This is a genomic window from Tepidimonas sp., from assembly GCF_036824975.1.
Taxonomy (GTDB): Bacteria; Pseudomonadota; Gammaproteobacteria; order Burkholderiales; family Burkholderiaceae_C; genus Tepidimonas.
Genome location: NZ_DAISZC010000047.1, coordinates 1 through 5440, shown reverse-complemented (window position 1 = coordinate 5440; position 5440 = coordinate 1). Strand labels below are relative to the sequence as shown.

The 5440-nt window shown below is 67.9% G+C and carries 6 protein-coding genes and 1 pseudogene; 6 read left to right on the top strand and 1 reads right to left on the bottom strand.

The annotated features are described in order from the left end of the window. The first annotated feature begins 37 nt into the window (after positions 1-37). Positions 38-376, top strand: coding sequence for a YkgJ family cysteine cluster protein (locus tag V7Z54_RS06735; RefSeq protein ID WP_334135332.1), 339 nt, complete (start codon positions 38-40; stop codon positions 374-376). A 31-nt stretch (positions 377-407) separates the two neighbouring features. On the opposite strand, the gene pap is transcribed toward V7Z54_RS06735, so the two are convergent. After that, complete coding sequence (gene pap / locus V7Z54_RS06730; protein WP_334135330.1) at positions 408-1955, bottom strand: polyphosphate:AMP phosphotransferase; 1548 nt, start codon at positions 1953-1955, stop codon at positions 408-410. 451 nt (positions 1956-2406) lie between these two features. On the opposite strand from pap, the gene rpsU reads away from it, so the two are divergent. The 5 genes and pseudogenes from rpsU to V7Z54_RS09960 all read left to right on the top strand — a co-directional run bounded on the left by rpsU (position 2407) and on the right by V7Z54_RS09960 (position 5087). Then, positions 2407-2619: a 30S ribosomal protein S21 gene (gene rpsU, locus V7Z54_RS06725; RefSeq protein WP_143901936.1), complete on the top strand. Its 213-nt coding sequence runs from the start codon at positions 2407-2409 to the stop codon at positions 2617-2619. A 367-nt stretch (positions 2620-2986) separates the two neighbouring features. Further along, on the top strand, positions 2987-3448 hold the full coding sequence (locus tag V7Z54_RS06720) for a GatB/YqeY domain-containing protein (RefSeq protein ID WP_334135327.1): 462 nt from the start codon (positions 2987-2989) through the stop codon (positions 3446-3448). Between the two features lie 103 nt (positions 3449-3551). Then, positions 3552-4418, top strand: a complete 867-nt coding sequence (gene murI, locus V7Z54_RS06715; RefSeq protein ID WP_334135324.1) for a glutamate racemase — start codon at positions 3552-3554, stop codon at positions 4416-4418. A 190-nt stretch (positions 4419-4608) separates the two neighbouring features. Beyond that, positions 4609-4867, top strand: a pseudogene (locus V7Z54_RS06710) (urate hydroxylase PuuD); the annotation flags it as partial. A 145-nt stretch (positions 4868-5012) separates the two neighbouring features. Then, entirely contained in the window at positions 5013-5087 is a 75-nt protein-coding gene (locus V7Z54_RS09960; protein WP_443082446.1) for a hypothetical protein, read from the top strand. The last annotated feature ends 353 nt before the right edge of the window (positions 5088-5440 follow it).

The following is a 5440-nucleotide window of genomic DNA, read 5'->3' as shown; positions in this document are numbered from 1 at the left end:
GGCAGCAGGCCGCCCCAAAAGATCTTGACGATTCGGCATGAACGCATGTCAGCGTTGTGGCGCGTGCTGCGCCCACTTCCGGGTCGATTTTTCCTGTTACGAGCTGGCCAGCTTAGGCGGCTCTGTGCCAGACGGGCTCGTCGTCGAGGTCACCGGCGTGACGGTACGCATGCGCGGCACCGACCACTGGCCACCCCGCTGTACGGCCCTGACCGGAACGGTCGGCCAGCAAGTGGCGTGTGCCATTTATGAATGGCGCCCCGGTCCCTGTCGTGAATTCGCTGCCGGCAGTGAGGCCTGCACCCGCGCCCGCGCCCGCCACGGGTTGCCGCCCCTGTCGGACAGTGACCGCGATGTGACGGCGAATCCCCCCTGAGGCGCGCCATCGGCGCGACCTCCGGACTGCATCAGGCCTCGCCGTCCAGCCGGCGCTCCACGTAACGGCACAGCGTGCGCAGCACCTGCACGCGCATCCACAGCTTGTCGTCACTGGCCACCACGTGCCATGGCGCCACCTGCGTGGAAGTGCGATCCACCATCTCTTGCACCGCCAGTTCGTATTGCGGCCACTTTTCGCGGTTGCGCCAATCCTCGGGGGTGATCTTGTGGCGCTTATATGGGGTGCTTTCACGTTCGCGAAACCGCCGCAGCTGCTCCTCGGGCGTGATCGCCAACCAAAACTTGGCCACGATTACGCCGGCCTCGGCCAGCTGCTCCTCATAGGCATTGATTTCGTCATAGCCGCGCATCCAGTCGTCGGGGCTGCACAGACCCTCGACACGCTCGACCAGCACCCGCCCGTACCAGGAACGGTCGAACACCACCGCCCGCCCATGCGGCGGGATGTAGCGCCAGAAGCGCCACAGATAGGGTTGGGCGCGTTCGTTTTCGTTGGGCGCGGCAATAGGCACCACGCGGTAGTAACGCGCATCCCACGCCGCCACCAGGCGCCGGATCGTGCTGCCCTTGCCCGCGGCGTCCATCCCCTCGAAGACCACCACCAGACTGCGCTGGCGCATGCGCTCGTCGCGGCTAAGCGCATTCAGGCGCGCCTGCCAGCGCTCCAACAGCCGATCGTAGCGCTGCCGCGGCAGCACACGCCCGTAGTCCAGCGCCTGCAGCAGCGTCCGGTCATCGATATGGGCCGCGGCTGGAACACGCGCCGTCCCTGATGGGGGGGAAGCAGGCACCGGTCGCAGCGCGTGCTGCAACGCGGCCAGCAGGTGCCGACCCGCGGTCAGGTTGCGGTAGGCCTCGTCGCGCCCATCGATCACCAGCCACGGCGCCTCGGCCTGACTGGTCTTGCGCAAGGCCTCGTTGCTGGCGGCGATGAACGCATCGTAGCGTTTGAGGTGCGCTTTTTCGCGCGGGCCGATGCGCCACGCGGTACGGGGGTCGGCCGCCAGCGCCTTGAGCCGCCGCCGCGCCGCTTTCTTAGGCAGATGAAACCAGAACTTGAGCAGCACCACCCCCTCGGCGGCCAGCATGCGCTCGAAATGGCGGATGCGCTCGAGCCGGTGGGCAAACCGGTCCGCGTCATCGCGGCCATACACCCGGCTGACGATTGGATCGGTGTACCACGATCCGAACAGGATCGCGATGTGGCCCTTGGGTGGCAGCGCCTGCCAAAAGCGCCACATCTCTGGCCGACGGCGATCCTCGTCGGTCATCACGTCGAACGCCTCGGTGCGGATGTGGCGCGGATCCATCCACGCGTTGAGCGTATTGACGGTCTCGCTGCGCCCGGCCCCATCGACCCCGTTGATCAGGATGACGACCGCGCGGCGGGCCTGTTGCAGCAGGGCGTATTGCGCCTGCAGCAGTGCGGTGCGCAAACCCGGTACTTCGGCCTTGTAGGTGGCGCGGTCGATGCGGTGTCCGATTTCCGCCGACTCGAACATGTCTCCTCCTCGATGGGCGACGTGCAGCAACGCATCATGCCACATGCCCGGCATGCCGCCATCAAACACCCCGAGGCGTTTGGGGCGTGCCGCGACGGCCCAGCACGACCGGCGCACTCCCTCTGCTCTGCCACCCCTTCATGCCGCAGGGGATCCGGCAATCCAGCCCCAGACGACACGCCACCGCAGGCCGGCGCCCCCTCGCCCCCTTGCCATCAGGGCAAGCGGTGCACCGCAGCCCCTGCACGCGGCCGACACATACCCGGGCCGTCGGGCGGCGATGCCGGACCTGGCGAGCGCCCGCACCCGCTCTCCTGCCAAATCGATGGCCCCGGCGGAACACACGGCCTTTGACGCCAGCGAAAATGGCTATAATTGCAGTCTTTGCTGGCAAAGACCCGTCGGCCGTGATCATCCATAAGACGGGGAACCGGCCGGGTAGATACGATGTCGCGACTGCGTTTTGCGGCGCGTGTCCCCGGCGCATCCTGGAAACCATTGGCCAATGACCACCATCCGCGTTAAAGACAACGAACCGTTCGACGTCGCGCTGCGCCGCTTCAAGCGCACCATCGAAAAGCTGGGCCTGCTCAACGAGCTGCGCGCCCGCGAGTTCTACGAAAAGCCCACCGCCGAGCGCAAGCGCAAGAAGGCGGCGGCAATTAAGCGCCACCTCAAGCGCGTGCGCTCGCAGCAGCTGCCGCAGCGCCTGTACTGAACGCCGTCAGCGGCGATTGCCAGCCAGCCAGCCTGACGTGGGGCCCCGCGTCGGTGCTGTGTCGGTCCCCTCGCTGCACGCCTGATGCCCGCCCGAGGACGCTCCGGCGGGCTGATCTTTTGGGGCTGAGACTGACCGCTCTGCGTCCCACCAACGCCAGTGAGGATGTGCGCGCTCATTGACAGTCTTGCGCCAAACGCGCTGACGGCTGTGCCCGTTGGTCATGCGCCAGCGACTCCGCCGCCGTGAGAAACCGCGGCCACGCGGCCACTCCATCGCCACGGCAACTCCCTTTGCACCCTGGCCTCCTGTCGAGCGCCACCGCTTCGCGTATGCTTTGGCCTTTGTCTGCGAGCCGCAATCGACCATGAACCTGAAAGACCGCATCACCGACGACATGAAAGCCGCCATGCGCGCCAGGAACAGCGCGCGTTTGGGCGCCATCCGCCTGCTGCTGGCGGCCATCAAACAACGCGAGGTGGATGAGCGCACGACGCTGGACGACGCCGGGGTCGTGGCCGTAATCGACAAGCTGCTCAAACAACGGCGCGACGCGATCGCCGCCTACGAACAGGCCGGCCGTACCGACCTGGCGGACAAGGAGCGCGCCGAAGCGGCGGTGCTGCAGGGCTACCTGCCGCAGCGGCTCGACACCGACGCCATCGCCACCGCTGTGCAGGCGTTGGTGGCCCGCGTGGCCGCCGAGCTGGGCCGTGCGCCTGCCGCCGCCGATATGGGCAAGGTGATGGCGCTGGCCAAGATCGAGCTGGCCGGGCGCGCCGACATGGCGCAGGTCTCTGCTGCCGTGAAGGCGGCATTGGCGTCCTGAGCGGCCCCCTCTTGCGGCGGGCGCGGCCCGCGCCCGCCCTGCCCCGTCCTTACCCGCTGCGTCGCCTGCCGCCCGCCCCCTCGTGGGCCCTCCCGCGCCACCCATGACCGCCCCACCGGCTCCCCCGATCCGTGAGCCCGCCGTCAGCGCCCCGGCGGTACCGCCAGCCCTGGGCGGCGCACCGGTCGGCGTTTTCGACTCCGGGCTGGGAGGGCTGTCGGTTTTGCGTGCCATCCGCACCGCGTTGCCGCACGAGCCGCTGCTGTACCTCGCAGACTCGGCGCACGCCCCGTATGGCGACAAGCCCCCAACGGTGATCCAGGCGCGCGCTGCCGTCCTGCTACAGACGCTGCGTGCGGCGGGCTGCAAGGCGGCGGTGGTGGCCTGCAACACCGTCACCGGGCTGTCGATCCAGGCGTTGCGGGCGCAACACCCGGGTTGGCCAATCGTGGCCATCGAACCGGCCGTCAAGCCGGCGGCGCAGCTGACACACAGCGGCATCATCGGCGTGCTGGCCACGCGCAACACGGTGTGCAGTCCCGGTTTGGCGCGCCTGATCGCCACCCATGCCGCGCAGGTGCGCGTGCTCACCCAGGCCTGCCCCGGATGGGTCGAGCGTGTCGAACGGGGGGAACTGGACGGGCCAGACACCGAAGCGGCGGTGGCGGCCTTCGTGCGCCCGCTGTGTGACGCCGGGGCCGACGTGCTGGTGCTGGGCTGCACCCACTACCCGTTCCTACGCCCGGTGATCGAGCGCGTGGCGGGCCCACGGGTTACTGTACTCGACCCCGCTCCTGCCGTGGCCCGCGAACTGGGGCGCCAACTGCACGCGCACGGGCTGGCCGCACCCACCCCTGCCGCCGCCGCGGTCACCTTCTGGACCAGTGGCGATCCGGCCCAAGTCGGGCGGGTGCTGCAGCGGCTGTGGCCCGGCGCTCCGGCGGTGTTGGCGCTGCCTGGCGCTGGCTGATGGAACCGGCGTGCCCTCTCCCACACACCGATCACAACCGCTATGACTGTGTCGTGGTCGCAGCGGTGCGGACGATCGCCAGATACGTGACCTGCGTCGTCCTGGATCGCGGCCAGAGGGTTTTCACAGCGCCCGCGGTGGTGGAACGAGAGCGACGTGCCCGCCCGGGCACGCCCGACGGAAACGGACCGTGGACAACTACTGGCGGGACGGGATCCACTTGCTGCTGCGCTGGCTACACATCATCGCCGCCATTGCGTGGCCGTTGCGTGAATTGGCTCATCGTTTTACTTCGTCTTTCTCGACAGTAATCTGACGCCACCAGCCGATGACCGGCTGCGACGCGATGGTGTCAGCGGCGAGTTGTGGGCCGTACACGGTGGCGGTTTCTACCGCCCGGTCCCATATACCTGGGCCCGCCGACGCTGCTTGCACACCTGCATTGGTGGGCAATGCTACACCACTTGACTAAGGACATCCTGCATTGACCGGTCGGGTGATTGGCAGTCCAGTTGACAGTTAAGAGGATGGCTCCCGACGAAGACGAGGAGCCCGTGCGCCAAGTGCCGATTCACCGAAGAGCAAAGGGTCAAGATCCTGCGGCAGGCCAACCGGTCACCCGTGGCGCAGGTGGCCAAGAAGCACGGCGTCAGCAAGCAGGCGCTGTAGCTGTGGCGCAAGCGCTACGGGCAACTGCAGGCCGCCGACGTCAAACAGCTGCGCACCCTGCAGCAGGAAAACGCCCGACTGAAGAAGCTGCTGGCCAAGCAAGACCTCGAAATCGAGGTCCTGGAAGGAGATCACCGCAAAGATGTGGTGAGCGCGCCGGCACGGCGCGCACTGGGTGCGGCAATATTTGAGCGTGGCATCAGCGCCCAGCGGGCGTGCTCGTTGCTGGGCCTGTTGCGCTCGACACTCGCCCAAGAACCCCAAATGCCGCAAAAGGACGCCCCGCGGTGGTCCGAGCGGATGCGGCACTACGCCGCGCTGTACCCACGGTTGGGCGACTGCCCAATCCCTGT

Bases quoted from the DNA above. Each gene is read 5' to 3' on its own strand.
- rpsU (WP_143901936.1), top strand. From the start codon at position 2,407: ATGACCACCATCCGCGTTAAAGACAACGAACCGTTCGACGTCGCGCTG.
- pap (WP_334135330.1), bottom strand. From the start codon at position 1,955: ATGCCGGGCATGTGGCATGATGCGTTGCTGCACGTCGCCCATCGAGGA.
- murI (WP_334135324.1), top strand. From the start codon at position 3,552: ATGACCGCCCCACCGGCTCCCCCGATCCGTGAGCCCGCCGTCAGCGCC.
- V7Z54_RS06720 (WP_334135327.1), top strand. From the start codon at position 2,987: ATGAACCTGAAAGACCGCATCACCGACGACATGAAAGCCGCCATGCGC.
- V7Z54_RS06735 (WP_334135332.1), top strand. From the start codon at position 38: ATGAACGCATGTCAGCGTTGTGGCGCGTGCTGCGCCCACTTCCGGGTC.